Here is a 26,556-nt window from a genome sequence, read left to right as displayed (position 1 = left end):
TCGGGTGAGCCTGGCCTGAACCGGTGAGCGTTTGCGGGCCGGGCCGGGCCGGGCCGGGGCGGGCCGGGGCGGGCGCGGTGGCGGAGCGCCACCGCGCCCGGGTGGGCGGTCAGGTGTACCAGGTGGGCTGCGGCAGTTCGTCGCGCAGCAGGTGGGCGCCGACCTCGCGGCGCTTGTAGGCCACCGGATCGTGCAGGGTGTGCGTGCGCACGTTGCGCCAGAACCGGTCGAACGCGAGCTCCGCGGACGTCGCGCGGGCGCCGAGCCCCTCGAAGATCCCGGACGTGATCTCCAGCGCGACGTCGGTGGCCCGCGCCTTCACCGCGGCGACCCGGACCTCGTGCTCGCCACGCTGCTCCTCGGTGACGTTCCAGGCGTCGCGGTGGATGGCGAGCCCCTCCTCGGCGACGGCGTCGGCCAGTGCCTCGACCGCCCACAGCTTCGAGCGGTAGTCGCCGTAGAGGTCGAGCTGGTAGGGCTCGTCGACGGCGCGCTCGGCGTCGCCGTGCAGCCAGGGCCGGGTCACGGTGCGGGTGTACCGGGCGCCGGTCTCGAGCGCGCCCCGTGCGATGCCCAGGTAGAAGTTGACGAACACCAGCTGGATGGTCGGCACGTTGAGCGTGTTGTAGACCCGCGGCTGGAACGCCTTGTCGGTGAATCCGGCCGCCGAGGCCCACGGCACCCGGACGTCGGTGATCGTCACGCTGCCGCTCTCGGTGAGCCGCTGGCCGATGTTGTCCCAGTCGTCGTGGAAGACGATGCCGTCCTGCTCGCTGGGCACGATCGCGAAGACGTGGGTGTCGGTGCCCTCCAGTACCCCTTCCAGCACCGTGACGTCGGAGATCGTGCTGCCGGTGGAGAAGCTCTTCCGGCCGTTGTAGACGATCTCGTCGCCCTCGTCGCGGATCAGCAGGTCGGAGTCGCGGGGGTTGACCGCGCCGCCGAAGAACCAGCGGTTCCGGGTGGCGTCGGCCTCGACCGCCTCGATCTGCTCGGGCGTGCCGACCAGCCGGGCCGCCCAGAACCACAGCAGGTGGTAGCCGAGCAGCTGGCCGATCGAGCCGTCGCCCGCGGCGACCTCGCGGATCACCCGGTAGGCGGTCGGCCACTCCTGGCCGCCGCCCCCGTGCTCGACCGGGCCGAGCAGGGTGACGAGCCCGGACTCCTTGAGCAGGGCGACCTCGTCGTAGGGGGTGGCGCCGGCGCGGTCGCGGGCGGCGGCGTCGCGCTCCAGGATGCGGCGGACCTCGCCGGCCCGGCGCAGCCAGCCCGCCTCGTCGGTGGGGGCGGGCGCGGCGGTCCAGTCGACCACCTCGGCGACGGTGGCGGTGCCGGAACGGTTCTCGGTCGTGGTCATGCGTGTCTCCTCGTCGGGGAGAGAATGCGTCCGGGCAGGCGCCGGTCACCGTTTCCGTACACGTGACCCGGCGGTTCCGGGGTGTGCGGGAACGGTGATCCGGTGCCCGTCCCAGGACGGCGGGGATCCGTGTCGGGTGATCACCGGCGGGCGCGGCGGGAACCGGGCTCCGACGGCTGCGCCGCAGGTCGGCGACGGTGCGGCGCGGCGGTGATCAGCGACAGATCGACGAGTTCACGCGGGACAGGTCGACGTGGCGTCGACGGGTGAGCTCGGTGGACTGCACGATTCCCAGTGTTCGCGAGAATGCGCGAGGACGTCAATGGCGCGTCCCCCGCACTGGGATTCACGGGGGGTTGTCCGGACCGGTTCCGCGTCCGGGCGCGGACGGGCCCGGCGAGCGTGCCGCCCGCCGGGCCCGTCGGTGGATCGGCTCAGACCGTGACCGGCCGCGGCTCGCGGGCGGCGAGCTCGGCCTCCTTCTCCCGGATGATGGGGAGGACCTTCTCGCCGAAGTACTCGACCTCCTCCTGGAAGTGCAGGAAGCCGAGCAGCAGCAGGTTGGCGCCGCGCCGCTTGTACTCGATGGCGCGGTCGGCGATCTGTTCCGGCGTGCCGATGAGCTGGCTCTTGAAACCGTCGTTGTACTGGACCAGGTCGGAGAACGACGAGTCCGCCCACATGCCGCGCTTGTCGCCGGTGGAGTTCCCGGCCTGCTGGACGGCGTCGCGGAAGCCCTCGACGGCGGGCTTGTTCGCCTTCTCGATGATCTCGCGCAGGGTGTCCCGGGCCTCCTTCTCGTCGTCCCGGGCGATCATGAAGCCGTTCAGCCCGAACCGGACGGGCTGCAGCCGCGGCGCGGTCTTCGCGTGGCCGAGGACCTCCTCGACCTGCTCGGTGAAGCCGTCGTAGTCCTTGCCGTTGGAGAAGTACCAGTCGGAGACGCGGCCGCCGTTGCGGCGGGCGGCCGTCGAGTTGCCGCCCTGGAAGATCTCCGGGTGCGGGCGGCCGGGGACGTCGACCGGCTTGGGCTTCAGGTCGAAGCCGTGCACCCGGTAGAAGTCGCCGGCGAACTCGGCGCCGCCGTCGCCCGCGGTCCAGATCTCGCGCAGCACCCGGATGAACTCGTCGGTGCGGCGGTAGCGCTCGTCGTGCTCCAGCCACGGCTCGCCCATCGAGGTGAACTCGTCCTTGAGCCAGCCGGAGACGACGTTGACCGCGATCCGGCCCTTCGTCAGGTGGTCGGCGGTGGCGATCCACTTCGACAGCACGGCGGGCTGCCACAGGCCGGGGTGCACGGCGGCGATGACCTTGAGCCGCTCGGTGGCCAGGCCCAGTGCGAGCGAGAAGCTGGTGGCCTCGTGCTGGTGGTCGGCGCCGTAGCTCGCCATGTAGCGGATCTGGGAGAGCGCGTAGTCGAAGCCGTTGTTCTCGGCGGTCTGCGCGAGCTTCACGTTGTAGTCGAAGCCCCAGTCGGTGCGCTGCTCGATGGTGCTCGTGACCAGGCCGCCGGAGACGTTCGGCACCCAGTAGGCGAACTTCAGCGGCTCACTGATCTGTGCGTTCAGTGTGGTGTCGAGATTGTCGGCGGTGGTGTCGGTCATGGGGGATGAACTCCAGGGTGTCGTCCGCCGGACATGCCGGGCATGCCGGACACGGCGGAGTGGGCGTGCTCGGACGCCCGTGGGAGGAAACGGAGGAAAGAGAGGAAACGGACCCGCGGATCAGCAGATCAACGACAGGCCTGGCTCGTGACGACCAGGTGATCGACGTGACGGCGTCGCGTCAGCAGGAAAGCGACCACACCACCACCGAACCCGCGGGTAGGTGCGTTGTCAACCGGTGGGGGGCGAGGTCACCGCGCGGACGGGTCGGCCTGCCCGTCCGCGCAGGTCCGCAGGGCCTCGGCGTGCGGGCCGTCCGTGCCGCCGCCGACCAGCTCGACCACCCGCGGGTCGAACCCGCGCGCGCCGAGGAACCGGGCGGCGTCACGGACCGGGTCGCCACTGCGCCGGACGACGGGGGAGTGCCCGACCGGGTGCAGGATCGCCGCCGTCATCAGCAGGTCCCGGTCGAGGCCGCGCTCCTCGGCGAGCTCCCGGGCCCGGATCGCGGCCCGCTGCGCCCGCATCCACAACTCCGGGCGCTGGTGTGCGAGCAGCGTCTCGGCGAGCGCACGGGCGGCGTCGAATCCCACCCGGCGAAACTAGCCCGCCAGGGACGCGAGCACGAACACGACGCAGGACAGCGCGAACCCGACCAGCGAGATCAGCGTCTTGATCACGCTCCAGGTCTTGAACGTCGTCGGGACGTCCATCCCGAGCAGCCGCCCGATCAGCCAGAAGCTCGCGTCGTTGACGTGCGGGAAGATCGAGGACCCGGCGGCCAGCGCCAGCACGACGGCGACGGTCTGCACCGGACCGAGCCCCGCCTCGACCACCGAGGCACCCAGCAGCCCGGCCGCGGTCGTGATCGTCACGGTGGCGGTGCCGAGCGCGATCCGCAGGATCGCCGCGACCAGGAAGACCGACACGATCACCGGCAGGCCGGTCGCCCCGAGCGTCCCGGCGAGCGCGTCGCCGATCCCGCTGGCGATCAGCACCGCACCGAACATGCCACCCGCCCCGGTGATGAACACGACCGGCGCGATCGGCTTGAGCGCGTTGTCGAGGAGGTCCTCGACGAACGCCGCCCGGCGCCCGCGGCGCGTCGCCAGCACCCAGGTCGCCACCAACACGGTGATCAGCAGCGCGACCGGGGTCGCCCCCAGGAACTGCGGAAGCACGACCCACGGGGCATCGGGGTCGACGGCGCCGGTGTCCGCCAGGGTCGCGGCCAGCGTGTTCGCGAAGATGAGGACCAGCGGCAGCAGGAGAAGCCCCACCACGACCCGCGGCCGGGGCGGCGGGCCGGTCTCGTCGTCGTCTGCCTGCGGGCCACCGGTGAGCAGCTCGGGGACCGGCAGCACGATGCGGCGGCCGATCCAGACGCTGTAGAAGTACGCGCCCAGGTACCAGGTCGGCACCGCGACGAGGACGCCGATGAGCACCACCAGCCCGACGTCGCCGCCGAGCAGCACCGTCGACGCGACGGCCCCGGGGTGCGGCGGCAGGAACACGTGCATCGTGGACAGTGCCGCGGCCGCGGGCAGGGTGTGCACGAGCACGCCGCCGCCGACCCGGCGGGCGACCGTGAAGATGATCGGCAGCATCACCATGAAGGCGGCGTCGAAGAAGATCGGGAAGCCGAACAGCAGCGAGGCGACGCCCAGCGCGAACGGCGCCCGGCGGTCCCCGAACCGGCTCACCAGGGCGTCCGACAGGGCCCCGGCGGCACCGCTGACCTCGGCGAGCCTGCCGAACATGGCGCCGAGCCCGACCAGCAGGGCGACCTCGCCGAGGGTCTCGCCGAAGCCGTCCACCAGCACGTCGAGGACCGCGTCGGCGGGGATCCGGGCCGCGAAGGCGGTCAGCGCGGAGACGACGGTCAGCGCCAGCAGCGGGTGGATCTTGAACCGGATGATGGCCACCAGCAGCACGACGATCGCGCCGAGCGCGATCCCGAGCAGCGGTCCGGTGCCCAGCGGCGATGTCCAGTTCTCCACGAGGTCCCTTCCGACGACGGCGTCGACCGGTCGTCGGGGAACAACGCGCCGGTGCGAGAGGTGACGTTCCGCTCGAAACGATCACTCCGTACCGCGTGGACGGTCCAGCTTGCGGACACGAACGACATTGCGGAACTTGTGGTCACGGCCGGGACGGGCCGGCGCTCCTCAGCCGAGACCCAGGCCCGTGAGCACCCGGCCGACGCGCTCGTCCTCGCTGCGCAGGAAGGTGCCGAACTCCGGGCCGGGCAGGTAGGCGTCCTGCCAGTTGTTGCGGCGCAGCACGTCCTGCCACTGGGGGGTGCGGACCATCGCGGCGAAGCAGTCGTCGAGCCCGCCCGCCTGGCCGGGTGTCAGACCGGGCGGGGCGAGGATCCCGCGCCAGTTGGTCACCTCGAGGTCGATGCCGGCCTCGCGCAGGGTCGGTGCGCCGACGCCGGGGATCGGCTCCCCCGCGGTGATCGCCAGGATGCGCAGCGCGCCGGACGCGATCTGGTCGGCGAACTCGCCCAGCCCGGACACCCCGAAGGTGACCTCGTCGGCGAGCAGTGATGCGAGCAGCTCGCCACCGCCGTCGTGCGGGACGTAGCCGACGCGCCGGGGCGGCACCCCGGCTCCCTCCGCGACCAGCATCGTCGCCAGGTGGTCCGGGCCGCCGGTCGACGACCCGCCCCCGACGGCGTTGCCCGCCGGGTCGGCGCGCCACGCGGCGAGCAGCTGGGGCAGGTCGCGGAACGGCGAGTCGCGGGCCACCACGACGATCTCGGTCTCGCGGGTCAGCCGGGCGAGCGGTGTCGCCGCGGTGAGGAGCCCGGTGGCGTCGGCGGAGCGGGTGGCGCCGACCAGGCCGAGACCCATGCTCAGCACCAGCCGGTCGTTGCCCGCCTCGTTCACCACCCGGCCCAGTCCCGCGATGCCGCCCGCCCCGGGCAGGCTGAACACCTCGGCCGGGCCGGTGATGCCGGCGTCGGACAGCGCCTTGGCCGCGCTGCGGGCGGTCACGTCGTACCCGCCGCCGGGCGCGTTCGGGACGAGGAACCGCAGCCCGCGGACGGGTTCCGGGCCGCCGCAGCCCGCGGCCGCGCCGGTCGCGAGCGCGGCGAGCCCCGCGGCGACGCCCGCACAGAACGTCCGCCGGGACGGACGGGCGGGACCACCGGTGGCGGTGTCGGTCATGGGCTGGGTCCTGTGGTCGGTCCGGCAGGGTGCGCCGGGCACACCCGGACCAGCCTAGTCTGGGCCGGTGGGACGGCGTGGCGGCACGAGGACCCCGCTGGCGCGCCAGTTCCTGGTCTGGCAGCTGGTGGTCGTCCTGGTGCTGCTCGGTGCGGTCGCGGCGCTCGCCGCCGTGCAGTCCGCGGAGTCGTTCCGCGAGACGCAGGGCCGCCGGATGCTCTCGGTCGCCGAGGACGTCGCGTCGGTCCCCACGGTGCGGGAGGCCCTGCAGCGTCGCCAGTACGACCTGCTGCCGTCGTTCGCGCGCAGCGCGGAGAACCTGTCGGGCGCCGACGAGATCGAGATCGTCGACGCGGGCCTGGTCGTGCGCACGTCGCCGGACCCGTCCCGGGTCCGCGAGCGGTTCGATCCCGGGGCGAGCACCGCGCCGGCCGGCCGGGCCTGGGTCGGCGCCCCGGACGGCCGCACGGTGGTCGCCCAGGTCCCGGTGATCGACGACCGGGGTGCGGTGGCCGGGCTGGTGTCGGCCGGGATCCGGGCGCCGTCGCTGTGGGAGTCGCTCGCCGGGGCCCGCACCGAGACGGTCGCGCTGCTCGGGCTCGCGCTCGGCGTCGGCGTCGCCGGGTCGCTGCTGCTCGCCCGCCGGGTCCGCCGGCAGACACTCGGCCTGGAGCCCGGCGAGATCGTCGAGCTGGTGCAGCGGCGGGAGGCGATGCTGCTGGGGATCAAGGAGGGCGTGGTCGGGCTGGACACCGCCGACCGGATCACCCTGCTCAACCCGGTCGCCCGTGAGCTCCTGGAGCTCCCCGGCGCCCGGCCCGGCGACCCCGTCGCCGATCTCGGCCTGGACGACCGGCTGCGCGAGGTGCTCACCGGCGCCGCCGCCGGGGAGGACCAGCTGGTGCTGCGCGACACCCGGGCGCTGGTGCTGAACCGGATGCCGGTGCGCCTCGACGGCCGCGAGGTCGGCGCGGTGGTCACCCTGCGGGACCGCACGGAGCTGACCACCCTGCAGCACCGCCTCGACGCCTCGCACACCGTCACCGACACGCTGCGCGCGCAGGCCCACGAGTTCTCCAACCGCCTGCACACCATCGCCGGACTGACCGAGCTCGGCGAGCACGAGGAGGTGCGGCGGTTCGTCGCGGGGATCGTCGCCGCCTCGGAGGGCTGGCGGCGGGAGGTGTCGTCGCGGGTGGGCGACGCGGCGACGGCGGCGCTGCTGGTCGCGAAGAACAGCCGGGCCGCCGAGCGCGGTGTCGAGCTGACGTTCGACCCGGACTCACGGCTGGAGCCCACCGACCCGGAGCGCGACCCGGACCTGTCCGCCGACCTCGTCACCGTGCTCGGCAACCTGATCGACAACGCGGTCGACGCGACGGCGGGCCGGTCGGGTGAGCGCCGCGTGCAGATCGGGCTGAGCGGTGGCGGGGACGACGACGGCGGCGAGGTCTGGATCGAGGTCCGCGACTCCGGCCCCGGCGTGGCCTCCGAGCTCGCCGAGGAGGTGTTCCGGGCCGGGTTCAGCACCAAGGCCGCCGAGATCGGCGGCCGGGGCCTGGGCCTGGCGCTCGCCCGGCAGGCGTGCCTGCGGCGCGGTGGGATGATCGCGGTGCAGGACGCGGCGGAGGGCACCGGAGCGGTGTTCGTGGCCGTCCTGCCGGTGGCCGGGGAACCGGCGACGACGGGAGAGGAGGTGCAGCGGTGAGGGTGCTCGTGGTCGACGACGACTTCATGGTCGCCAAGGTCCACTCGGGATACGTGGAGCGGATCGAGGGCTGCACCGTCGTCGGGGTGGCGCACCGCGGCGCGGAGGCCCTGGAGCGGGCGGCGGAGCTGCGCCCCGACCTGGTGCTGCTCGACGTGTACCTGCCCGACATGTCCGGCATCGAGGTGCTGCGCGGGCTCCGGACCGGCGCGGCGGACGACTCGTTCGTGCTGGTCGTGACGGCCGCGGACGACCCGGACACGGTGGCCGCGGCACTGCACGGGGGCGCCCTGCACTACCTGGTGAAGCCGTTCGACTCGGCGGCGCTGGCCGCGCAGGTGCACCGGGCCCGGCGACTGCGCCGCGACCTGGACCGGGTCCGCGGCCAGTCCGACATCGACCGCCTCTTCGGCGGCACCGGCGGGATGCCCGCCGGGTCCGCCGGTGGCCCGGAACGGATGCCGAAGGGGCTCACCACCCCGACCGCGGACCTGGTGGCGCGCACCCTGCGCGAGCACACCGGCGCCGGCGACGCCGACCTGTCGGCCACCGAGTGTGCGGAGGCCACGGCGCTGTCCCGGGTCAGCGCGCGCCGCTACCTCGAGCACTTCGTCACCACGGGCACGGCGACGGTGCGGCTGCGCTACGGCGGCACCGGGCGCCCGGAGCGCCGCTACCGCTGGGTCGGCTGACCCGGCGCTCCGGCGGCCTCGTCCTCGGCCTCCGCCGCGTGCTCCAGCAGCTTCCACGCGAGGGGCTCCAGCACCGCCGACGGCAGCGCGTGGCCCATCCCCTCGATCGACACGAGCCGGACGGGCGGCGCGGCCCGGCGGCCCGCGATGCGCTCGGCGAGGAACGCCGCGTGCGGCGGCGGGTTCACCGGGTCGGCCGGGGCCTCGACGACGAGGGTCGGGACGGTGATCGACCCGAGCTCGTCGCCGCGGTCCAGCCCGCCCGGGTCGGCCTGGGCGTGCGCGGTCGGCGCCTCCACCCGGCCGGAGTGGGCCATCACGCGTCGTTCGAGCTCCTCGAACTCGGCCGGCTCGAACGGCAGCGCCCCGCCCGAGAGCCGCCGCCAGTGCTCGACCCGCCAGGCGAGCTCGCTGCGCTCGTCGCGCGGGTCGTGCATCTCCTGCCACATCCGCAGCACGTCCCGGGGCGGCCCGGGCAGGCCGGCGAGGTCCGCGCCGAGCGCGGCCGTGCAGAGCAGCGCGGCGCTGGCGAGCCGGTCCGGCGCGTCCAGGGCGAGCAGCTGCACCAGCACCCCGCCCATCGACATGCCGACGACGTGCGCGCGGCCGATGCCGCACGCGTCGAGCACGGTGAGCGCGTCCCCGGCGAGGTCGGCGATGCCGTACGGGTGGTCCTCGAACGCGTGCGAGGACCGGCCGGTGTCGCGGTGGTCGTAGCGGACCACGCGGTGCCGCTCACGCAGCAGCTCGACGAGGGCGTCGGGCCAGCCGATCCCGGAGGCGTTCGCACCCATCACGAGCAGGACGGGGTGCGCGGGGGTCTCGCGGTGGGCGGGGAGGTCCTCCACCCACAGGGTCACGCCCGGCTCGATCTCGACCTCGCGCTCCACGTGCGCAGCCTGCCAAAGGACGATCACGGGCCGGCGGCCGGGCCCGGACGCGCGACGGCCCGGTCCGCGGGAGGCGGACCGGGCCGTCGCGCGGCACCGGGCTGGCCCGGCGCCGGGTGGCGCTACGAGGGGTCGGTCAGCCGACCTTCTCGATCAGGGCCTGGCGCTGACGCTCGCCGAGACCGGCGGCGCGACGCGAGGCGTCGATGCCGGCCTCCTCCATGACCTTCGAGACCTTCGCCGGGCCCCAGCCCGGGACGCTCTTCAGCAGGTCGGCGACCTTGGTCTTGCCGACGATCTGGTCGGTCTTCGCGCGACCGAGCACCCCGGGGATCGTCTCCTCACCGCTGGCGATCTTGTCGCGGAGCTCCTTGCGGGCGGTGCGCGCGGCGGCCGCCTTCTTCAGCGCCTCGGCACGCTGTTCCGGGGTCAGGGTGGGCAGGGCCATCGCTGACGCCTCCTCTCGGTTCCCAACACCCCGTACCGGGGTGGATTCCCATCGCGGATCGCGGTACAGACTGGCAGAGACCCCCGCGCGACCTGCAGGAACCCCCTCCACGGGGCGTGTCGGACGCCCGCGGAGACCGCTTCCGGGCTGCTCGGCGCAGCTCGGCGACCGCCCGTCGCACCGTACGGGGGATTCCCTGTTCCCGCAGGTCAGAGGCATGAGTGCGGGATGACCGGTCAGAACCCCAGCGCGGTGCGGAGCCCGGCGACGTCCCAGAGGGTGCGGAGCTCGTCGATCCGGCCCTGCCGGACCCGCACCAGCTGGACCGCGTGGACCTCCACCCGGCGTCCGGTGGGGGCGACGCCCGGCAGCAGCCAGGGCAGCTCGTGGTCGTGGGTGAAGGCGAACCGGACCTCGTCGGCGATCCGGCGCACGTCGAGCGTGCGGGACAGCCGGGTCCGGGTGCCGCCGCCGGGCAGCGACGCGGCGACGACGGCGAGGTGCCCGCCCACCGCGTCCGGCCCGGTGCCGCCCGCGCCGGTCGGCAGCTCGGTCCACACCACGCCGTCGCCGAGCACCGCGGTCGCCGGGGCGGGATCACCGCGGTCGTAGAGACCGTCGGCGGCGTCGTCCCAGAGCCGCGCGACGTCGCGCATGAGCGTCTGCATCGCCGGGGTCACCCGGGAACCGTGCCACGGCGCGGGCCCGCCCGGATACCGGAACGCCCGGGTGGCCGGTGCGGCCACCCGGGCGTTCCGGGACGGGGGAGGGGTCAGGCCGACGCGGCCGGCTTCTCCTCGGGCGGGGCCGGTGTGCCCGGCGCGGTGCGCGGGTCCACCTCGCTCCGGTGCTCGGCCTTCTCGGCGGGGAGACCGGCGTCGCCGTGGTGCGGCTCGGCCTTGTCGTACGACGCGGTCACGCTGATCAGGCGGTGGCCGCGGTAGCGGGCGTAGCGCAGCGACCGGACCCAGTTGTAGAGCGTCCCGAGGCGGTTGCCCCAGCCGATCAGGAACATGACGTGGACGTAGCACCACATCAGGTAGCCGAGCCAGCCGGTGAACTTGACGCCGCGCACGTCGGCGACGGCCTCGCGGGCGCCGATGGTGGCCATCGAGCCCTTGTCGAAGTACGTGAACGGGGCCGGGGTGGTGTCATCGCCCTTGGACCGGGCCTTGATGAGCTTGCCGACGTAGGTGCCCTGCTGCATCGCGACCTGCGCGACGCCGGGCAGCCGGTCGATGGTCGAGACCATGTCGCCGATGGCGAACACGTCGCGCCGGCCGGGCAGGCTGCAGTCCGGGTCGACGGAGAGCCTGCCCGCGCGGTCGACCTCGCCACCGGAGGCCTTCGCCAGCAGCTCGGCCAGCGGCGAGGCCTGCACGCCGGCGGCCCAGACCTTGGTGCGGGCGACGATCCGGTCGGTCCCCTGGGGGCCCTTGACGGTGATCGAGTCGGCGTCGATGTCGGTCGCCATGGTGTTCAGGCGGACCTCGACGCCCTTCTTCTCGAGGGTCTTGCGCGTGTAGTTCTGCAGCTTCTTCGCGAACGGCGGCAGCACGGCGGGCGCGGCGTCGAGCAGGATGATCCGGGCGTCGCGGGTGTCGATCGCGCGGTACTCGCGGGGCAGCACGTGGCGGGCCAGCTCGGAGAGCTGACCGGCCAGCTCGACGCCGGTGGGGCCGGCGCCGACGACGACGAACGTCGTCCAGGCCCGCTGCTCCTCCTCGGTCGGGGCGACCTCGGCCAGCTCGTAGGCGCCCAGGATGCGGGAGCGGAGCAGCCGGGCGTCCTCGATGGACTTCATGCCGGGGGCGTGCTCGGCCCACTCGGGGTGGCCGAAGTAGGCGTGCGTGGCGCCCGCGGCGACGACGAGGGTGTCGTAGGGCAGGTCGATGTGCTGCCCGTCCGGCGAGGCGGCGTGCACGATCTTGGTCTCGAGGTCGATCTCACCGACCTCGGCGAGCAGCGTGCGGACGTTGTCCTGCTTCTTCAGCACCCGGCGCAGCGCCGGGGCGATCAGGCCGGGGGACAGGATGCCCGTCGCGACCTGGTAGAGCAGGGGCTGGAAGAGGTGGTGATTGGTGCGGTCGACGATCGTCACGTCGACGTCGGCGCCCTTGAGGGCCTTGGCCGCCTGCACGCCGCCGAAACCACCGCCGACGATCACGACCTTCTGCCGGCCCGTGCCTTCGTCGTGCCCTGCCGTGCTCACCTGAGTCCGCCCCTCGTCGGTCGGTCCTGGCGCGGGGTCTCCGCGCTCTGCTCGGTGGCCGGTGCTGGGTCCTCGCCGCCGGAGGTGAGAGGGCGGTGAACGACGGCCGTACCGGCCGATGACTACGACGGTATTGACCGCGGGACCCCGGAGCAAACCTCATCGACCCGGAAACGCCTTCCAGAGTCCGAACTCACACGTCGATCATGCACAAGCGAGATGCGCACCCCTCGGGACATGGGACGATGGTCACCATGTGCGGGATCGTCGCCGCGTTCGGCGGGACAGCGGTGGGAGCACCGGAGGACTTCGAGAAGTACGAGCGGATGCTCGCCAGGGTGGCGCACCGCGGACCGGACGACACGGGTGTACAGGTCGTCGGGAACACCTGGCTCGGGCACCAGCGCCTGTCGATCATGGATGTGAGCGGCGGGCACCAGCCGATGTCGGACGCCGACGAGACGGCCTGGATCGTCGGCAACGGCGAGATCTACAACCACGAGCGCATCAGCAAGGCGTTCCCGGACGGCACCGTCCGCACCAAGTCCGACACCGAGGCCGCGCTGCACGCGGTCATGTGGGACGGGCAGGTCGCGGTGGCCTCGCTGAACGGCATGTTCGCCGTCGCGATGGGCCGTGAGGACGGGTCCGGCCTGGTGGCGCGGGACCCGTTCGGCGTGAAGCCGCTCTACTGGGTCCCGCCGGCCGACGTCGGCGGCACCGACGTGCCCTACACCGCCCCGGACCCCGAGGCGACCGTGCTGTTCGCCAGCGAGCTGCGCGCCTTCGACGAGGAGGACCGGCCGTACGTCGAGTCCTTCCCGCCCGGGTGCCTGTGGAGCCCGTCGTCGGGCCTGGTCCGGTTCGCCGAGGCGGTGCCGGTCGAGGTCCGGCCGTCGCGGCGCGCGATCCGCCCCGGCTGGGACGACGCCGACCTGTCCCGGGTCCGCGAGGCCGTGATCTCCGCGGTGCGCCGCCGGATGATGTCCGACGTCGGCGTCGGGGTCTTCCTCTCCGGCGGGCTCGACTCGGCGCTGGTCGCGGCGATCGCCGCCCAGGAGGCGCGGGCCCGCGGTGAGCAGCTGCCGACGTTCGCGGTCGGCACCGCCGACTCCGGCGACCTGATCGCGGCCCGCAAGGTCGCCGCGCACATCGGATCGGACCACCACGAGATCATCGTGACCGCCGAGGACATCGGCGAGGCCCTCGACCACGCCGTCGAGGTGATCGAGCACTACGACCCGGCGCTGGTCCGCAGCTCGGTGCCGAACCTGATCCTGGCCCGCGAGGCCGCGAAGAAGGTCAAGGTCGTGCTGACCGGGGAGGGCGCCGACGAGCTGTTCGCCGGGTACTCCTACACCCACACCGACGACTACGCCGACCCCGACACCCTGCAGGCCGAGCTGGTCCGCTCCCTGGAGCAGCTGCACCACCTGAACCTGCAGCGCTGCGACCGCACGACGATGTACTTCGGCCTGGAGGCCCGCGAGCCGTTCCTGGACTCCGGCCTCGTCCGCACCGCGCTGGCGCTGCCGCCGGAGTGGAAGCAGCGCACCGACGGCCGCCCCGAGAAGGCGATCCTGCGGGAGGCGTTCGAGGGCTGGCTGCCCGAGGACCTGCTGTGGCGGGGCAAGGAGCAGTTCGGCGACGGCTCCGGCGCCGGCACCGTGCTCGCCGAGCTGGCCGGCCGCAAGGCCGCGGAGGCCCGGGAGTCCGGGGAGACCCGGTCGGTGCCCGAGCAGCCGGAGTACTCGTGGCCGCTGCGCAGCGAGGAGGAGTACCTCTACTACGAGATCTGGCAGTCGCACTTCGCCGGGATCCGCCCGGACCGCGTCCTGGGCGCGTTCGCGACCGCGTGACCGCGCGCGGCCCGGACCCCGCCGGTCCGGGCCGCGACGGCACTCAGTCACGCGTGGCGCGCGCGGCCGCGGCCAGCTCCTTCGAGCTCGGGACCCCGGACGGGTCCGCCCAGTCCTCCGGCCGCCACGTGCCGGACGTGCGCAGGGCCCGCCCGCAGTGCACGAACGTCTCCTCGACGTCGACGACGATCGCCAGCTCCGGCGGGTCCTCCCACAGCCCGAGCACGTCGGCGTCGCGCACCACCCGGCCGTGCCCGTTGACCCGCAGCACGTGCTCGACCCGGGGGACGCAGAACGTCAGCCCGATCCCGGACCGGTCCAGCAGGTTGCGCAGGCTGTCGAGGCGCCGGTTGCCGGGCCGCTCGGGCAGCGCGATCCGCCGTCCGCCGTCGAGGACGCGGGGGCCGTCGCCCGGCGGGTTGCCGCGCGGGGTCACCGTGACCGACCCGGAGGCGCCGACGGTGCCGACGAACGCGAGCGTCGCCGCCGCGACGAACGACGCGGCGACGTCGTCGATCCGGTCGGCGGACTTGTCCAGCACCAGCGGGTGCGGCTCCCCGACGACCTCCCGCAGGTCGGACTCGGTGCGCGGCCCCGGCCCGTCCGCGGTGCGCGGGCCGGCACCGGGGGCGGGGACGGGATGGTGCCGCCCCGCGGGGACGACCATCGGCGTCCCCGTCACCGGGTCCGGCACGACCTGCGACTCCATCGCGAACACCCGCCGGACCAGGTCCACGGTCATCGTCGCCGCGGGCGGGCCCTCGGCGACGACCGCGCCGTCGCGCATCGCGATCAGGTGGTCGGCGTAGCGGCACGCCAGGTTCAGGTCGTGCAGGACGACGGCGACCGTCGTCCCCTCCGCCCGGTTGCGGTCGACGAGCAGGTCCAGCACCTCGACGGCGTGGGTCATGTCGAGGAAGGTCGTCGGCTCGTCGAGCAGCAGCACGCCGGTGTCCTGGGCGAGGACCATGGCGATCCACACCCGCTGCCGCTGCCCGCCGGACAGCTCGTCCACCGGGCGGTCGGCGAGCTCGAGCACCCCGGTCGCCCGCATGGCGGCGGCGACGGCGGCGTCGTCGGCGTCCCCGTGGCCGCCGAACCAGCCCTGGTGCGGTGACCGGCCGCGCTCGACGAGATCGGCGACGGTGATCCCGTCCGGCGCCACCGGGGACTGCGGGAGCAGCCCGAGCCGGCGGGCCAGCTCGCGGCCGCCGATCTCGCGGACGTCGGTGCCGTCGAGGGCGACGTGCCCGGCTGCCGGGGTGATGATCCGGCCGAGGCCGCGCAGCAGCGTGGACTTGCCGCACGCGTTCGGCCCGACGATCGCGGTGATCCGCCCGGGTGGCAGCCGGACCGTCAGGCCGTCGGCGACCACGCGGTCGTCGTAGCGCAGGACCAGGTCGTCCGCGGTCAGGCTCATGTCGTTCCCCTCGTACGGGCGCGGGCCAGCAGCCACAGCAGGTAGGGCGCGCCGACCGCGCCGGTGACCACACCGACCGGCAGCGCGACGTCGTTCACGAGATGGCGGGCCACCAGGTCGGAGACCAGCACCACCAGCGCACCGATGCCGGCGGCGTGCGGGAGCGACCCGTTCCCCGGCCCGGCCGCGCGCGTCGCCAGCGGGCCGCAGACCAGCGCCACGAACGACACCGGCCCTGCCGCGGCCACAGCGGTCGCGACCAGGAGGACTCCGACCGCGATCAGGGCGAGCCGGGCCCGCCCGACCGGCAGCCCGAGCGCGGTCGCGGTGTCGTCGCCGAGCTCCAGCCGGGGCAGTGCCCGGGCCAGCACCAGCGCGAGCGGGACCAGCACCGCGCAGGCCGCGACCAGCGGCACCGTGCGCGACCAGTCGGCCTGGTTGATGCTGCCGGTCAGCCACACCAGGTTCTCCTGCGCGCTGGTCAGCGACGCGCGGATCATCAGGAACGACACGACGGCCAGCAGCCCGGTGCCGATCCCGAGCCCCACCAGCACGAACCGGACGCCGTGCAGGCCGTCGCGGTGGGTCAGGGCGAGGATCAGCACCGTCGTCGCGACCGCACCGAGCACCGCCGCCACCGACACACCGGCCGCGGACAGGCCCAGCAGCACGGTGCCGGCGACCGCGGCGGCGCTCGCCCCGGCACTGATCCCGATGATGTCCGGGCTGGCGAGCTGGTTGCGCAGCAGCCGCTGGAACAGCGCCCCGGCCAGCCCGAGTGCCGCGCCGACCAGCACGGCGGTGAGCGCGCGGGGTAGCCGCAGCCGCAGCACCACCAGCTCGGTGCGCGGCGATCCGGAGCCGAGCAGCGCGGCGACGACGTCGGCGGGCGGGACGAGCTGTGCCCCCGCCGAGAGCGTGACGACGAACGCGGCGAGCACCGCGGCCGCGACGACCGCTCCGGAGACCAGGACGCGTCGCCTCCGACGGGCACGCAGCCCGCGCAGGACCGCGACCCCGCCGGTCGCGTCGGTGGTGTCGGGCGGGGCGCTCACCGGACGAACTTCCGGCGACGCACCAGCGCCACGAACAGCGGCACGCCGACGACGGCGGTGACCACACCGGCCTGCACCTCGGCGGGCGGCACCACGACCCGCCCGAGGACGTCGGCGAGCAGCAGCAGCGACGGGCCCGCCAGGACCGCGAGCGGCAGCAGGGTGCGGTGACCGGGGCCGGTCAGCGCGCGCAGCACGTGCGGGACGGCGAGCCCGACGAACGCGATCGGCCCGGCCGCCGCCGTCGCCGTCCCGGCCAGCAGAACGAGCGCGAGCCCGCACACCAGGCGGTCGGCGCCGGGGCGGCGGCCGAAGGAGCGGGCGACGTCGTCGCCGAGCGCCAGCGCGTCGAGCCGCTGCCCGCAGGTCAGAGCCAGTGCCAGCCCGGCCACGACGAACGGGGCCGCCTGGGCCGCGATCGACAGGTCCCGGCCGGCGACCGAGCCGACCTGCCAGAACCGGTAGTCGTCGAACAGCGTCGGGTTGGTCAGCAGGAACACGGTGATCACCGAGCCGAGCCCGGCCGCCACCGCCGCGCCGGCCAGCGCCAGCGCGGCGGGGGAGACGGTGCGGCTGCTGCGCCCGACCCCGGCGACCCCGCCGACGACGACCGCGGCGAGCGCCGCCCCCAGGAAGCCGAACCACACGTAGCCGGTCAGGGTGGAGACACCGAACACCCCGATGCCCAGCACGACGGCCAGCGCCGCGCCGGTGTTCAGGCCGAGCAGGCCGGGCTCGGCGATCGGGTTGCGGGTCATGCCCTGGGCGAGCACCCCGGCGACACCGAGTGCGGCGCCGGCGAGCAGGGCGAGCACCGTGCGGGGCAGCCGGACGTCGGTGACGACCAGGCTCTCCGGCGTCACCGGCCCGTCGCCGAACAGGGCGTCGGCGACGGTCGCGGGCGCCAGCATCCCGGCGCCGACGAGCATGCTCGCCGTCACCGAACCCGCCAGCAGCACCACCAGCACGACGGCGGCGCGCCGCACCCGGGCCCGCCGGGCCGCGGCGGGCGGGGCGTCCGGCTCCGCCACGGCCGGCGCGGCCGGGCCGGCGGTCACGGTGCGGCCGCGGCCGCGTCCGCCAGGCGCGGCACCGTGCGGTCCAGCGCGAACGTCCAGCCCTGCACCGACGCGGCGGAGAACGCCTGCGACACGTCCCGGTCGGACAGCAGCACGCCGCGGCCGGCGGCGACCGACGGCACGGCCTGCCACAACGGGTCGTTCTCGATCTCGGTCGCGTCCTTGCCGATCGGCTGCATGACGGTGACGTCGGCGTCGAGCAGGTTCATGCGCTCCCGCGAGATCGGCGTCGAGAAGCCCTCGGTGGGCAGCGCGGCGATCTGCGGTGCCAGGGTCATGCCCAGCTCCTCCAGGAACTCCATCCGCCCGGAGCCCGCGGTGTAGGCGGCGTACTCGCCGAGGGTGTTGCGGGCACCCGACACGACGGTGGCCCCGGCCAGCTGGGGGTGCTGCGCGCGGGCGTCGGCGAAGCGCTGCTCCAGGCCGGACTGCAGCTGGGCGGCCTCCCCGGGGCGGCCGACCGCGGCCCCCACCATGCGGAGCTGGTCGCGCCAGTTCGTCAGGTAGTTCTCCCCGCCGGCCGGGATCGAGACGACCGGCACGCCGAGCTGGGTCAGCCGGTCGTAGCGGTCCCGGGTGCCCGCGGCGCGGGTGTCGAGGATCAGGTCCGGGTCGAGCGCGGCGACGGCCTCCAGATCGACCTCCAGGGTGCCGAGCACGGTCGGCGGGGTCGTGTAGTCCTGCGGCACCCACGGCCCGAGCCCGTCGCCGCCGACGGCGAGCCAGTCGGCCGCACCGACCGGCTCGACGCCCAGGGCGAGCGCGGTCTCGGCGTCGCTCCAGCCCAGCGCGACGACCCGCTGCGGTTGCTCGGGGACGGTGACCTCACCGAACGCCGTCGGGATCGTGACCGGGAAGGCTCCGTCGGCGGCGGGCGCGGTCGCGCCCTCGCCGCCCGGTGCGGGATCGGAGCCGGAACCGCAGCCGGCGAGGAGGGCGAGGGCCGCGAGGAGCGCGGCGAGGACGGAGGGCGTCCGACGGAGCACGGGGGGTCAGCCTTTCCGGTGATCAGGTTTCGCTTACCTAACCAAACCCGGACGGGCGAAAGGAAGGGAGCGTGTCGGTCGCCTCGGATCGGACGTCCGGAGCAACCCGGACGGGACTCAGTACTCGTCGGGGCGGATGCCGCCGACCGGGCCGAGCCCGGTGGTCGTCGTGCCCGAGCCGGAGTCCTCGGCGCTCTCCGCCGCGCCCTGCTCCTCCTCGGACGGGACGTCGGCCGCGCCGGTGCTCGCGCAGGAGTCCTCCACCGACTGCGGGGCGGTCGAGGCCGGCTCCGGCGCGGCGGACGACGACGGTGCCCCCGACTCCGACGACGACGGGGCCTCCGACGACGGGGCCGCCGGTGCCGGCGCAGGTGCCGGGGCGGCGAGCGCAGGGTCCGGGGGCGGCGGCGGGTCGGCGATCGCCCCGCGGACGACCTCGCGCATGTAGTCGGCGTCCGGGTCGGCGGTGACGAAGTAGCCGGTCGAGGAGTTCGGGTCCGGCAGTGACGGGTCGAACGCGACGCTCTCCAGCCGGAAGCCCTCGTCGGCCAGCACCGCCAGCGACGGCAGCACCTGCTGCGGCATGTCGGTCGAGACGTTGTCCCGGGTCACCGCGGCGATGCTCTGGAACCGGCCGATCAGCTCGGTCGCGCTGGTCTCGCTGATCACCGCCTGGATCAGGCAGCGCTGCCGCCCCATCCGCTGGTAGTCGGTGCCGTCGCGGCGGGACCGGGCGAACCACAGCGCGTCCTCGCCGTTGAGCGTCTGCATGCCCGGGGGGATGTAGCGGTCGGGCGTGACGTACCGGCCGAAGGCGGTGACCCCGCCGACCGGGATCGGCTCCTGCCCGACGTTGACCGTGACCCCGCCGACCGCGTCGATCATCGACGAGAACCCGGCCATGTTGACCTCCAGGTAGTAGTCGATCGGGAGGCCCGTCATGTACGAGATCGTCGACTGCAGGAGGTTGAGGCCGGGCTCGGCGGTGGGCGTCGGCGGCGCGATCTCCGGGTTCTGCTCGCCGTAGGCGAAGACGCCGTTGAGCAGGTAGTCGCCGGACAGCGGCTGCGAGGAGTCGTGGAAGCCGTCCGGGAACTCCTCGGCTGCCGGTGACCCCGGCGGGAACTCGGCACGCTGGATGTTCCGGGGGAGGCTGAACAGGGTCGTCCGGCCGGACCGGGTGTCGATGCTGGCGACCATCATCGTGTCGGTACGGGTGCCGCTGCGGTCGTCGCCGGCGTCGCTGCCGAGGAGCAGGACGTTCAGCCGGGGTTTCCCGAGCGCCTCGGCCGCGGACGTCCCGCCGCCCTGGAACAGGGAGTCCAGCAGCCCGCGCTGGGAGTTCAGCAGCTCCACGCCGTACCCGAACGGCACGGCGACGGTGAGGCACAGGAGTGCCGCGGTCCCCGTGCCGATGATCTTCTGGCCCAGTGGCAGCGTCCGTGGCCGCGCGAGCGCGTAGGTGCGGGCGACCTGGGCGATCCAGCCGATCCCGCCGAGCACCAGCGCGCCCGCGATGACGGTCAGCGTGGTGGTCGACAGCAGGTTCTGCAGCAGGACGGACCGGCGCGTCAGCAGCACCAAGACCGCGAGCCCCACGACGACCGCCAGCAGCGTGCCGAGGATCAGCCCGCCGGTGCGGCGACGGCGCAGCGCGAGGTGCCCGCTGCCGGGGAGGACGGTCGAGGCCGCGGTGAGGCCGAGCGCGGCGCCGAGGGAGGCGCGCGCGGTGTCGAGGGTCCGCCGGCGGCCGGGGGGACGGTCGTCCTCCTGCCGGTCCTCGTCGGCGGCGCCCGGCCGGCCGGTGCGTCCCGGTGCGACGGCTCCGGGTGCGGCCCCGGCCGCGGCTCCGGCCACGGCGGTGCCGGCTCCGGCGCTCGCCGCGGCCACGGCGGCACCCGCAGCGGGGGCCGCGTCGCGGGGCGGGCGGGCCGGCGTGGGGCGGCCGGGGCGGTCCGGCGGGCGCGCGCCGTCGGGACCGGGCTCGCGCCGGGTCGCGTCGGCGGGCCGGGTAGGCGGGGCCGCCGCGGCGGCACGCGTGGGGGCGTCGGCCGGGCGGCCCCGGCCGGGAGCACGGGGACCGGGCGGGCCACCGGGTCCTGCGGGCGTACCGGTGGTGCCCGGTCCGCCAGAGCGACCGGGTCCGCCCGGACCACCGGACCCGCCGGGCCCACCGGACCCGCCGGGCCCACCGGACCCGCCGGGACCACCGGACCCGCCGGGCCCACCGGACCCGCCGGGACCACCGGGCGCAGCGGGCCCACCGGACCCGCCGGGGCCACCGGGCGCACCGGGTCCACCGGAGGGCCCGCCGGGGCCACCGCCCGGACCACCGGGCCCGGGGGCCGGTCCGGGACGGCCGGCCGGTCCGCCGGGTCCGCCTCCGGGGCGCACCGGAGGTGCGCCGGGGGGCGCGCCGGGGCCGCCGTTCGGGGTGTTCGGGCGTGCGGGCGGGGGGCCCGCCGGGGGAGGGGGCTCCCGGCGGGAACGGCGCGGGACCACCGGCAGCTCACCGCTCAGCCGGGCGGCGCGGTCGCGCTCCTCCGGCGGGACGTCGGGCTCGGCGGCGCGGTGCCGTCGTCGTTCGGCCGCGGCCTCCGGACGGCCGGGGGTCCGCAGGGTCTCGCCGATGCCGCGGCTGGCGGCGCGGATCGAGCGGATGTCGGTCGGGCGGCTGTCGCTGTGCCCGCTGGACGCCGTGTCGCGTGCCCGGCGGGACCAGGCCGCGGCCCGCTCGGCCTCGGCCGCGGCGTCGCGCTCGCGGCGGCGCAGCCAGGGTGAGTCGCCGTCGTCGTCCGCGTTGCCGGGGCCCTCCGGGCCACCGGGTCCGCGCCGGGGGCCGGGCGCGCGGTCCCGCCCACGTCCGGGGGGCGGAGTGCCGGGGCGCTGCTCCGGACCGGTCGCCGCCGGGGGGCGGGGCTCACCGGGGGACCGGCGGTCCCGCGGGCCGCCGGACGGCGGCCGTCCGCCCGGGGGCGGGCCGGGACGTCCGTCGGGGGTGCCGCGAGGGGGCCCGGGAGGTCCGCCGGGAGCGTCACCCCGGGACTCGCCGCGCAGGTGCGGTCGGTCGTCGCGGCGCGGGCGCCCGTCGTTGCGGGAGCGGCCGGAGCGGCCGGGAGGAGGGGTGCCGTCAGGCGGTCGGTCGTCCACTCGGGCACCCCCTTCACTGATCGGCACGGATGGGTACCTGTGACGGCTGTGGAACCGGCACGGTGCGTGTGCCCGGCGACGGCTCCGGCGCCCGGGTCACCCGAGAGTACTTGCCGTGATCGTGATCTCGGTGGCCGCCCACCCACCCCTGTGGGTGTCTCCGGACAGGGTGGACATACCCGTCACTGGTACGAGACGAAGACCGGTGACTCGGGTCGGACGTCGTAGGTCCGGCGGGGTGTGAACGTCGGTGTGTCCTCGTCGAGGAAGTTCTTCCAGCCCCACCAGAGGCCCTGCGGCCGGGGTGCCGAGTGCAGCACGTTCCAGGTGTCGAGCTTCTCCTGCGGGGTGCCGTAGCCGTCGGCGTGCAGCACGGTCGCGAGCTCGGGGTGCGAGGTGACGACCGCCTGCCGGTCGGCGATCATCGGGACGCGGAACTGGTGCATCAGGAACACCTTCTGCGGCAGCCCGCGTTCCCGGACCAGCCCGGCCAGCCACGCCGACGTGGCGTTGACCTCGGCCGCGTCCACCGATCCGATCTGGTCGCCGTGCCGCTGCCCGGGTTCGAGCCGCCACTCCGGATCCAGGGCCAGGCCGACGTGCGGCTGGGCCAGCAGCTCGGTGTAGCGCTTCGCCTGGGTGAGGAAGTCGGCGCGGCCCGGCTGGAGGTCGATGACCACGTAGACCCCGGCCTTCCCGGCCTCCGTGACCCACGGCCGCAGCTCGTCGACGCTCATCTCCGCCGAGTAGTCGCCGTCCGCCCCGGGGACGCTGTCGGCCACCGTGGCGATGATCTCGAACGCCGGGACGACGGGCTCGCGCACCAGCGGCTGGAAGTCCGCGGCGAGGTCCCGGGCGCGGGCGATCGAGCGGGGCAGGTCCTGCTCGCCGAGCACGCCCATCGACGGGGTGCCGGGATGACCGTAGAGGGCCGCCATCCGGCGTCCGGGGAACACCTCGGTGCCGCCGCCCGGTAGCTCGGGCACCGGCGGCGCGGCGTCGGCGGGCGGCGCGGCGGGCGCGGGCGGCGGGGGCTCCGCGGCGGCGGGTGGATCGGACGTGCAGCCGGCGAGGACGGCGCACAGCGCGAGCACCGCGGTGAGGACGGCGGCCGGCCGCACGCGGGCGGACGACCGGTGACGGAGGGAACGGGACACCGGGACACGAAGGAGAGACACCGGTCACCAGGTTAGGTGACGGGCCGGGTTCCGGCCGTGCGGAGCGTGACGGCGTGTCGCCGCTCCGGAGTCCACGCCGTCCGCAGCGGTGGCGGGGCCCTACCGGGGCAGGACGGGGCCGTCCGGCCCGTCCTCCGGGCCGCGCTGCGGCCGCGGCGGTCGTCCGCGCAGGATGCGCTTCAGCCCGGCGGTGTGGCGGCGGCTCACCGGCAGCTCGACGGCGGTCGGCCCGTTGCCGAGCCGCACGACGTAGCCCGAGCCCGCCATCCGCAGCTCCGTGATCAGCTGCAGCGCCACGAGGTAGGCCCGGTGGATCCGCACGAACCCGGCGTCGCCCCAGCGGTCCTCGAGCACCGACACCGGGATCCGCACGAGGTGGCTGCCCTCGGCGGTGTGCAGGCGGGCGTAGTCGCCCTGGGCCTCGACGAACCGGATCGACGACCGCGGGACCAGCTTCGTGGTGCCGGCCAGCTCGACCGGGACGACCTCGTCGTCCGTGGTGGCGACCGGGGCAGGTGCCCCGCGACGGACGGCCGGGCCGGGTGCGCCGTGCGGGACGGGCGGGGCGCCGGGGGGCGGCCCGGCGGCGTCGGCACGGCGCGCCGCACGCAGCGCGACGGTCCGGTCCAGCGACCCGGACAGGCGCTCGCTGCGCAGCGGCTTGAGGAGGTAGTCGACGGCGCCGACCTCGTAGGCGTCGACGGCGCGGTCGTCGTGGGCGGTCACGAAGACCACCGGCGGCGGGTCGGCCATCGCGTTGAGCACCCGGGCGAGCTCCAGGCCGTCGAGGCCCGGCATCCGGATGTCCAGGAACACGACGTCCACGCCGGGCGTGGAGCTGTCGGACTGCGAGCCGTGCAGGATGCGCAGCGCCTCGGTGGCGTCCGGCGCGGTCAGCACGGTGTCCACCCGCGGGTCCTCGCCCAGCAGGTGGGCGAGCTCGAGGAGGGCGGGCTCCTCGTCGTCGACCGCGAGGACGGTCAGCAGGTTGCCGGTCCCCGCGGGCGCCGGGGCCTCCGGCGGCTCGGGGCTGCGGGACTGCCCGGGCAGCCCGATCGGCCGGTGGTGGCTCGCGCCGTACTCGGGAGGCGCTCCGTACCCGGTGACGCCGGAGACGACCGGCGTCGCACCGGAAGCGTGCCCACCCCGCGCGTGGCTGTACACGGCTCCTCCTTGCCGCGGGCCCGTCGCCCGCTGACCGGTGACTGCGGGCACACCGTAGCGAGACTGCGCAGCGTCACCGACGGCCGGTCCTCCGTCCGGGCCTCCACGAACCGGGGTGGGCCGTTCCCGTGGCGCCGGTCGCGCTCCGTGAGGTGGAGGTGCGGCGGACCGGGTGACGGTCCACCGGACGGTGCCCGGAGCCGTGCGGGGCGGCGTCGTGGCTGGTCGGGCGGACGGTACGGCCCCCGCCGATCGGACGGGGTACGGGCACGCCGGATTGTGGCACCGGGTGCCGAAACGATAGCGTGCGTGAAGCCCGTCACGTGACGACGTGACGTGACAGCGACCACGAGCACCACGGACTGCGAAGGGGCAGGCATGGCGAGCACGAAGGACTGGTTCGAGACGGTCGCGGAGGCGCAGCGCCGGGCGCGCAGGCGCCTCCCGAAGTCGGTCTACTACGCGCTGGTGGCCGGGGCGGAGCAGGGCATCACCCTCGCCGACAACGTGGCCGCCTTCGACGAGATCGGTTTCCGCCCGCACATCGCGGGCCTGCCGCCGCAGCGCGAGCAGAGGACGAGCGTCCTCGGACAGGAGATCGACTTCCCGGTCGTGATCTCGCCGACCGGTGTCCAGGCGGTCGACCCGGAGGGCGAGGTCGCCGTCGCGCGGGCCGCGGCGAGCTCCAACATCCAGAACCCGCTGAACCCCGAGCAGACGGTCTCGACGGCGATGGGCCTGTCGTCGTTCGCGTCGCGGTCGGTCGAGGACGTCTGCGCGGTCAACGACAAGGTCTTCTTCCAGGTCTACTGGGCCGGGTCCCGCGAGGACATCCTGGCCCGCGCGATGCGGGCGAAGCGGGCCGGCGCCAAGGGACTGATCGTCACCCTGGACTGGACCTTCGCCACCCGGCGCGACTGGGGCAGCCCGCCCATCCCGGAGAAGATGGACCTCAAGGCGATGATGCAGTTCGCGCCCGAGGTGATCAACAAGCCCCGTTACCTGCTGGACTGGGCCCGCTCCGGGAAGCTGCCGGACCTGAAGACCCCGAACATGGCCCCGCCGGACGGTGGCGACGCGCCCACGTTCTTCGGCGCCTACGGCGTCTGGTGGACCAGCCCGCTGCCGACCTGGGAGGACCTCGCCTGGCTGCGCGAGCAGTGGGACGGCCCGTTCATGATCAAGGGGATCATGCACCCGGACGACGCCCGCCGGGCCGTCGACGCCGGCGCCACCGCGATCTCGGTCTCCAACCACGGCGGCAACAACCTCGACGGCACCCCGGCCGCGATCCGGGCGCTGCCCGCCGTCGTCGACGCCGTCGGTGACCAGGTCGAGGTGCTGATGGACGGCGGGATCCGCCGCGGCGCCGACGTCGTCAAGGCGCTCGCGCTCGGCGCCCGCGCCTGCCTGATCGGGCGTGCGTACCTGTGGGGGATGGCCGCGCAGGGCGAGCGCGGCGTCACCAACGTGCTGTCGATCCTCTACAAGGGCATCGACGAGGCGTTGCTCGGGCTCGGCAAGTCGTCGATCCACGAGCTGAGCCGCGACGACCTGATCGTCCCGGAGAACTTCACGCGGACCTCCAAGCTCTGACCGCGGTCCGCCGGCCCGGTGCACCACGTGTGGTGTGCCGGGCCGGCGCTACACCGGGAAGGCGACCTTCGTCAGCTCCTCGGCGCGCTCCCACAGCGCCGCCTGCACCCGCCGGTCGTGCGACGCGGCCGTCGACCCGACCGGGCGTGGGTGCCCGCGGGCCTCGCCGATCCCGTCCGGGCCGATGTAGGCCCCGCCGGGCAGGTCCGTGACGGTCGCGGCGAACAACGTCGGCAGGGCACCGGCCGCGGCGGGCTGGGCGACGATCCGGTTCAGCACGCCCATCACCGCGTCCTGGACCGACTCCGTCCGCGACTGCAGGTTCGTCGCGGAGTAGCCGGGGTGGGCCGCCGTCGACCGCAGCCGGGAACCCGCGGCGACGAACCGGTGCTCCAGCTCGTAGGCGAACATCAGGCAGGCCAGCTTGGACTGGCCGTAGGCGGTCCAGCGCTCGTAGCGGCGGCGCCGGAAGTTCAGGTCGTCCAGGTCGATGCGGCCGATCCGGTGCATCACGCTGGACAGCGTCACGACGCGGTCGGTGATCCGGTCGGCGAGGAGGCCGGTCAGCGCGAAGTGCCCGAGGAAGTTCACCCCCAGCTGGGTCTCGAACCCGTCGGCGGTGCGGCTCTGCGGGACCGCCATCAGCCCGGCGTTGTTGACGAGCACGTCGATCGGCCCCTCGACACCCGCGGCGAACTCCCGCACCGACGTCAGGTCCGCGAGGTCGAGCCGCCGCACCGTCGCCGCGCCGCCCAGCTCGCCGGCGACGGCGTCCCCCTTCGCCGTGTCGCGGACGGCCAGCACGACGCGGGCACCCGCGTCGACCAGCGCGCGTGCCGTCTCGAGACCCAGGCCGCTGTTCGCGCCCGTGACGACCACGGTCCGGCCGGACTGATCGGGGATGTCGGCGGCGGTCCAGGGAGCGGGTGAGTTCCGGAACACGGGGGGCTCCTTCGCGGACGGGGGCGGGATCGCTGCGTCC

At 74.9% G+C, this 26,556-nt stretch carries 22 protein-coding genes; 4 read left to right on the top strand and 18 right to left on the bottom strand.

Features of this window, described 5'->3' with window-relative positions:
* Positions 1–109: 109 nt before the first annotated feature.
* From PP1_RS10315 to PP1_RS10295, 6 genes are all read right to left on the bottom strand, one after another.
* On the bottom strand, positions 110–1,357 hold the full coding sequence (locus PP1_RS10315) for an acyl-CoA dehydrogenase family protein (protein ID WP_010229352.1): 1,248 nt from the start codon (positions 1,355–1,357) through the stop codon (positions 110–112).
* A 214-nt stretch (positions 1,358–1,571) separates the two neighbouring features.
* Positions 1,572–1,643: a putative leader peptide gene (locus tag PP1_RS31575; RefSeq protein ID WP_369821704.1), complete on the bottom strand. Its 72-nt coding sequence runs from the start codon at positions 1,641–1,643 to the stop codon at positions 1,572–1,574.
* A 148-nt stretch (positions 1,644–1,791) separates the two neighbouring features.
* Positions 1,792–2,961, bottom strand: coding sequence for a dimethylsulfone monooxygenase SfnG (gene sfnG / locus PP1_RS10310; RefSeq protein WP_010229351.1), 1,170 nt, complete (start codon positions 2,959–2,961; stop codon positions 1,792–1,794).
* Between the two features lie 251 nt (positions 2,962–3,212).
* Positions 3,213–3,554 carry an HD domain-containing protein gene (locus tag PP1_RS10305; protein WP_010229349.1) on the bottom strand — a complete coding sequence of 114 codons (342 nt, stop codon included), beginning with the start codon at positions 3,552–3,554 and terminating at the stop codon, positions 3,213–3,215.
* Positions 3,555–3,563: 9 nt separating this feature from the next.
* Positions 3,564–4,961: a GntP family permease gene (locus PP1_RS10300; RefSeq protein ID WP_010229347.1), complete on the bottom strand. Its 1,398-nt coding sequence runs from the start codon at positions 4,959–4,961 to the stop codon at positions 3,564–3,566.
* Positions 4,962–5,129: 168 nt separating this feature from the next.
* Positions 5,130–6,137, bottom strand: a complete 1,008-nt coding sequence (locus PP1_RS10295) for a Bug family tripartite tricarboxylate transporter substrate binding protein (protein ID WP_010229345.1) — start codon at positions 6,135–6,137, stop codon at positions 5,130–5,132.
* Between the two features lie 67 nt (positions 6,138–6,204).
* On the opposite strand from PP1_RS10295, the gene PP1_RS10290 reads away from it, so the two are divergent.
* Together PP1_RS10290 and PP1_RS10285 are read left to right on the top strand one after the other, a co-directional pair.
* Positions 6,205–7,845: a sensor histidine kinase gene (locus PP1_RS10290; protein ID WP_010229342.1), complete on the top strand. Its 1,641-nt coding sequence runs from the start codon at positions 6,205–6,207 to the stop codon at positions 7,843–7,845.
* Positions 7,842–8,537, top strand: coding sequence for a response regulator (locus tag PP1_RS10285; RefSeq protein WP_010229340.1), 696 nt, complete (start codon positions 7,842–7,844; stop codon positions 8,535–8,537). Before PP1_RS10290 ends, PP1_RS10285 begins: the two co-directional genes overlap by 4 nt.
* Here the strand turns inward: PP1_RS10285 and PP1_RS10280 are convergent.
* From PP1_RS10280 to PP1_RS10265, 4 genes are all read right to left on the bottom strand, one after another.
* The gene (locus tag PP1_RS10280) at positions 8,519–9,427 is read right to left on the bottom strand and encodes an alpha/beta fold hydrolase (protein ID WP_075314017.1); all 909 of its coding nucleotides are present in this window, start codon (positions 9,425–9,427) and stop codon (positions 8,519–8,521) included. The genes PP1_RS10285 and PP1_RS10280 overlap by 19 nt on opposite strands.
* A 136-nt stretch (positions 9,428–9,563) precedes the next feature.
* On the bottom strand, positions 9,564–9,875 hold the full coding sequence (gene mihF, locus PP1_RS10275; RefSeq protein ID WP_010236095.1) for an integration host factor, actinobacterial type: 312 nt from the start codon (positions 9,873–9,875) through the stop codon (positions 9,564–9,566).
* Positions 9,876–10,111: 236 nt separating this feature from the next.
* Entirely contained in the window at positions 10,112–10,555 is a 444-nt protein-coding gene (locus PP1_RS10270) for an ester cyclase (RefSeq protein ID WP_139323793.1), read from the bottom strand.
* Positions 10,556–10,647: 92 nt separating this feature from the next.
* On the bottom strand, positions 10,648–12,087 hold the full coding sequence (locus PP1_RS10265; RefSeq protein WP_010236091.1) for an NAD(P)/FAD-dependent oxidoreductase: 1,440 nt from the start codon (positions 12,085–12,087) through the stop codon (positions 10,648–10,650).
* Positions 12,088–12,341: 254 nt separating this feature from the next.
* Here PP1_RS10265 and asnB point away from each other — a divergent pair, with 254 nt between their 5' ends.
* Positions 12,342–13,946, top strand: coding sequence for an asparagine synthase (glutamine-hydrolyzing) (gene asnB / locus PP1_RS10260; RefSeq protein WP_010236089.1), 1,605 nt, complete (start codon positions 12,342–12,344; stop codon positions 13,944–13,946).
* Positions 13,947–13,989: 43 nt separating this feature from the next.
* Here the strand turns inward: asnB and PP1_RS10255 are convergent, their stop codons facing one another.
* From PP1_RS10255 to PP1_RS10225, 7 genes are all read right to left on the bottom strand, one after another.
* Positions 13,990–15,366 carry an ATP-binding cassette domain-containing protein gene (locus PP1_RS10255; protein ID WP_010236087.1) on the bottom strand — a complete coding sequence of 459 codons (1,377 nt, stop codon included), beginning with the start codon at positions 15,364–15,366 and terminating at the stop codon, positions 13,990–13,992.
* Complete coding sequence (locus PP1_RS10250) at positions 15,363–16,421, bottom strand: FecCD family ABC transporter permease (protein ID WP_010236084.1); 1,059 nt, start codon at positions 16,419–16,421, stop codon at positions 15,363–15,365. The genes PP1_RS10255 and PP1_RS10250 overlap by 4 nt, the downstream gene beginning before the upstream one ends.
* Entirely contained in the window at positions 16,418–17,479 is a 1,062-nt protein-coding gene (locus PP1_RS10245; RefSeq protein WP_082399094.1) for a FecCD family ABC transporter permease, read from the bottom strand. The genes PP1_RS10250 and PP1_RS10245 overlap by 4 nt, the downstream gene beginning before the upstream one ends.
* Entirely contained in the window at positions 17,476–18,486 is a 1,011-nt protein-coding gene (locus PP1_RS10240) for an iron-siderophore ABC transporter substrate-binding protein (RefSeq protein WP_060573567.1), read from the bottom strand. Before PP1_RS10240 ends, PP1_RS10245 begins: the two co-directional genes overlap by 4 nt.
* Before the next feature lie 117 nt (positions 18,487–18,603).
* Positions 18,604–20,376: an LCP family protein gene (locus tag PP1_RS10235; RefSeq protein WP_139317010.1), complete on the bottom strand. Its 1,773-nt coding sequence runs from the start codon at positions 20,374–20,376 to the stop codon at positions 18,604–18,606.
* A gap of 1,442 nt (positions 20,377–21,818) precedes the next feature.
* Positions 21,819–22,793, bottom strand: a complete 975-nt coding sequence (locus PP1_RS10230) for a hypothetical protein (RefSeq protein ID WP_212592093.1) — start codon at positions 22,791–22,793, stop codon at positions 21,819–21,821.
* 120 nt (positions 22,794–22,913) lie between these two features.
* The gene (locus tag PP1_RS10225; RefSeq protein WP_082538392.1) at positions 22,914–23,798 is read right to left on the bottom strand and encodes a LytR/AlgR family response regulator transcription factor; all 885 of its coding nucleotides are present in this window, start codon (positions 23,796–23,798) and stop codon (positions 22,914–22,916) included.
* A 558-nt stretch (positions 23,799–24,356) separates the two neighbouring features.
* On the opposite strand from PP1_RS10225, the gene mftD reads away from it, so the two are divergent.
* On the top strand, positions 24,357–25,574 hold the full coding sequence (gene mftD, locus PP1_RS10220; RefSeq protein WP_010235874.1) for a pre-mycofactocin synthase MftD: 1,218 nt from the start codon (positions 24,357–24,359) through the stop codon (positions 25,572–25,574).
* A 48-nt stretch (positions 25,575–25,622) separates the two neighbouring features.
* Here mftD and PP1_RS10215 read toward each other — a convergent pair whose 3' ends face one another.
* On the bottom strand, positions 25,623–26,516 hold the full coding sequence (locus PP1_RS10215) for an oxidoreductase (protein WP_010235877.1): 894 nt from the start codon (positions 26,514–26,516) through the stop codon (positions 25,623–25,625).
* Positions 26,517–26,556: the final 40 nt, after the last annotated feature.

Origin of the sequence: Pseudonocardia sp. P1, assembly GCF_000178675.2 — a bacterium.
In the GTDB taxonomy this organism is placed as follows: Bacteria; Actinomycetota; Actinomycetes; order Mycobacteriales; family Pseudonocardiaceae; genus Pseudonocardia.
Note: the sequence above shows the minus strand (reverse complement) of the source record. Positions and strands in the feature narration are given on the sequence as shown.

Excerpts from the sequence above, each read along its gene's own strand:
- PP1_RS10255 (WP_010236087.1), bottom strand. The coding sequence starts at position 15,366 with ATGAGCCTGACCGCGGACGACCTGGTCCTGCGCTACGACGACCGCGTG.
- PP1_RS10295 (WP_010229345.1), bottom strand. The coding sequence starts at position 6,137 with ATGACCGACACCGCCACCGGTGGTCCCGCCCGTCCGTCCCGGCGGACG.
- sfnG (WP_010229351.1), bottom strand. The coding sequence starts at position 2,961 with ATGACCGACACCACCGCCGACAATCTCGACACCACACTGAACGCACAG.
- asnB (WP_010236089.1), top strand. The coding sequence starts at position 12,342 with ATGTGCGGGATCGTCGCCGCGTTCGGCGGGACAGCGGTGGGAGCACCG.
- PP1_RS10315 (WP_010229352.1), bottom strand. The coding sequence starts at position 1,357 with ATGACCACGACCGAGAACCGTTCCGGCACCGCCACCGTCGCCGAGGTG.
- mftD (WP_010235874.1), top strand. The coding sequence starts at position 24,357 with ATGGCGAGCACGAAGGACTGGTTCGAGACGGTCGCGGAGGCGCAGCGC.
- mihF (WP_010236095.1), bottom strand. The coding sequence starts at position 9,875 with ATGGCCCTGCCCACCCTGACCCCGGAACAGCGTGCCGAGGCGCTGAAG.